The organism is Chthonomonas sp. (assembly GCF_035294505.1).
Classification (GTDB): domain Bacteria; phylum Armatimonadota; class Chthonomonadetes; order Chthonomonadales; family Chthonomonadaceae; genus Chthonomonas.
On sequence record NZ_DATGKU010000212.1, the window covers coordinates 1 to 3,153 of the forward strand.

4 protein-coding genes are annotated in these 3,153 nt (G+C 58.5%); 3 read left to right on the top strand and 1 reads right to left on the bottom strand.

Features of this window, described 5'->3' with window-relative positions; translation table 11 throughout:
* The 3 genes from VKV18_RS13150 to VKV18_RS13160 form a co-directional block, all read left to right on the top strand.
* Window positions 1–244: hypothetical protein (locus tag VKV18_RS13150; protein ID WP_324204646.1), on the top strand; the 244-nt coding region annotated here is incomplete at its 5' end.
* Window positions 195–1,106 carry a beta-galactosidase trimerization domain-containing protein gene (locus VKV18_RS13155; protein WP_324204647.1) on the top strand — a complete coding sequence of 304 codons (912 nt, stop codon included), beginning with the start codon at window positions 195–197 and terminating at the stop codon, window positions 1,104–1,106. The genes VKV18_RS13150 and VKV18_RS13155, both read left to right, overlap by 50 nt.
* Before the next feature lie 333 nt (window positions 1,107–1,439).
* Entirely contained in the window at window positions 1,440–2,591 is a 1,152-nt protein-coding gene (locus VKV18_RS13160; RefSeq protein WP_324204648.1) for a carbon-nitrogen hydrolase family protein, read from the top strand.
* 199 nt (window positions 2,592–2,790) lie between these two features.
* On the opposite strand, the gene VKV18_RS13165 is transcribed toward VKV18_RS13160, so the two are convergent.
* Window positions 2,791–3,153: IS1595 family transposase (locus tag VKV18_RS13165; RefSeq protein WP_324204649.1), on the bottom strand; the 363-nt coding region annotated here is incomplete at its 5' end.

Sequence of the window (3,153 nt, forward strand, 5' to 3'; positions counted from 1 at the left end):
TCTATGCGGTAGCGAACCGATTGTATTACGGGGTGGGGAGCGGGAGCGCGGAGCCGGCGAAGGAAGTGTTCGAGGTGATGAAGCGGGTGGAAGGGATTCACAAGGACAGTGTGCCGGTGGCGTACGTGTCGATCGTGCCGACATGGGAGTCGTTGCAGCGGTGGCGGGAGCGGGGGTGGAGCTGGAACATGATGATGAGCCAAGGTCTGGTGTTGGCAATGCTGGAGGCGCGGATCGCTTTTGATGTGAATCCGAGCACGGAGATGAGTGAGGAGTGGTTAGCAGGGCAGCGGGTGATTGCGTTGTGCGGGGCGTCGGGGCTTTCGGACGAAGAAGCAAGGAAGCTGGGGGAGTGGGTGAAAGGAGGGGGCGGGTTGCTGGCGACGTACGACACGGGGTTGTATGACGGGGAAGGAAGGATGCGGCAGGACGGGGGAGCGTTGAGGGAAGTGTTAGGGGTGGAGATGAAAGGGGAGGCTTTAGGGAGCCAGCCGGAGTGTTACTACCGGGTGCGGCGTGGGCATGAGGCGCTGGGGCGATATGGAGCGGGGGCGCTGGTGCAAGGGGACAGCCGGATGATTCCGGTGGAAGCAGAGGGGGGAGCAGAGGTCATTGCAGAGTGCTGGAATTTGGGGACGGGGGAAGTGCGAGGGCCAGCCGTGATTGTGCATGAGTATGGGAAAGGGAAGACGGTATATGTGAGTGGGAGTTTGGAGGCGTATTATCCGGTGAGCCGTGTGGTTTCCGTGGGGGAGGTGCTGCGGTCGATGATAGAGTATTTGGGGGGAGGGGAGCCGCAGCCGTTCAAGCTGGAGGCGCCGAGGGGGGTGTATGGGGTGCTGCGGCGAGCGGTGAACGGGGATTTAGCGCTGTGGGTCTTGGCGAATGTAGGGTTCAAGGATGCGGCGAGTGGGCGGATGAGGGAGGAATTTGTGCCGGTCGGGGAGGTAGAGGTGAGGATCCGGGTGCCGGAGGGGCGGGGAGTGAAGGGGATGGAACTGATGCGGGCGGGGCAGAGGGTGCCGCACCGGCTGGAAGCGGGCTATGCGGTGGCGACCATCCCAAGGCTCCACATCGCTGAAATCGTGCACTTGAAGCTGGAGTAATTCAAGAACCGCAATTAAGGAGGTGCCTTTGTGGAAAGACTGACTCGTCGTTATTTCCTAAAAATGGGTACAGCGGCTACGGTCGGTATGGGTAGTGCTCGTCTCAGTACTGGATTGGCCGCGTGGCATAGATTTCCTGCTGCTACTGGTACACCAACACCGCCTACGCCTTCTCCGGAGGATCAGGTGCAGCCAGGTAACCTGGTTGCAAATGGGGATTTTAAGCAGGGGAGCATTGGATCGGTACCAGAAGGGTGGTCTGTGGTAGCGGGGAATTCTGCTCTGAAGCCCATCTTCAAGCTGATTTCTGGACAAGGCGGGACACAGGAGTTAATGGCTGAGGGCAATGGCCGCGAACAGTGTTACGGTTATATCCGGTGTCCTGTCCGGCTTTTGGGCGGCAAGACCTATCGCATGCGCGTGAAATTTCGTTTTTCTGGATTCGAGGATGTCAACCGCCACCTGGTGCATGGTGTTTTCACGAAGAGGTTCAATGATGGCATCTTCCAGTATAGGAAAGAAGGAGGCATGGTTGTCGGCGAAGGGCGTTTTCTAGGCCCTGCGGAGGACCAGGACGGAGAGGTTCGCTTGTATTTCCGGTACAGTGCGCGAGGCAGGGTATGGTGGGAGCAGGTTTTACTGGAGGAGTGCGAACCTGTTCCGCCGCGGCCGGTCAAAATAGCAGTGAGCTGGGGGAAGGGCGACCTAAAGCATTGGAGCCGGTGGCTTGATGCAGCGGGGGCTGGCGGGGCGGATATTGCGCTGATGCCGGAGCTGTTTAACGGGATCGATGATCCGATGAAAGCGGAGTCGGAAGACGGTCCGTCGTGGAGGCTGATGGCGAGCAAGGCGCGCCAGTGGAAGATGCACGTGAGCGGAACGACTTACGTTCGGCGTGGTGATCTAGTCTTTAACTCGGCTCCACTCTTTGACCGCGAGGGGAAGCTCATCGGGGTATACGACAAGAACATGGTATACGAGCCTGAGCTTGACCTAGGCGCCTCGCCTGGCGAGGGGTACCCAGTGTTTCAAACCGACGTGGGTCGGATTGGAATCATCATCTGTTATGATAGCTGGTTTCCTGAGACTGTCCAGTTGCTGGCCTTGAAAGGAGCAGAACTGGTCTTGTGGCCCGCTGAGGGAGGTTACAATGGGTTAATGCATGCCCGGTCGGCCGACAACGGGGTCTTCATTGCGGGCAGCATCAGAAATAACCCCGCTGGGGTCTGGGATTCGGCGGGCAATCAGGCCGGAGATGAGAGGCCGGACCCAACCTGTCGTGCACCGAGCGCTATTCTTGATTATCAGAAAGACGAAGCGATGCGCCTCTTTCTGGTCACAGTGGATCTCTCAAAGAAAGTCTCTCCCGGATGGAATGGCGGGCCAATGCGCTCTGCACCGGGCGGACGCCGATGCAGAGAGACTTGCCTGCGGCCACTCGAAGGCAACATTGAGATGGAGGCGAGATGCTGGTACACCGTGTAGAGCAGAATGGACTCAGTAGGCCCATTAATCTGACTCGCAATATGAGGGTAGACAGACAAGGTCGCTCCAACCGGATCGAGGACGAACCGCCGCCAGTAGTGCAAAGAGGGTACTTGGCTGCATGGAAGCCCCATCGCTTCGAATTGAATGAGCCGCAGTGTGAATCCGCCAAAGTGGGAGTATCCACTTGACTTTTGACTTACGTGGCCCCTATATCTTGTGATTTGGGGGCTGAAGCTTTGACCATTGACGCGTAAGTCGCTGGTTCCACGGCCACGGCCTGTTGGACGAGCCGGAAAAACAGCTTGCCCCGGCTGCGCGATCTCCGGCGATTGAATCGGAAGGTGAACTCGTCCAGATAATAGTCCAGGTGCTTGAAACTGACGGCGCCCTGGTGGGTGCCGAGCAGCCATCGCTTCAGCAGCGAGATAACCCGATGGACCCGTGGCAGCAGATCGGACGGTGATTTCTGATGACCTCGAAGAAAGGTGATCCGATGGCGGTAGCCTTCCTTTTCCAGAGGCTCATAGCCCAACCACGCGTCGGTATGCACGACGCTGCC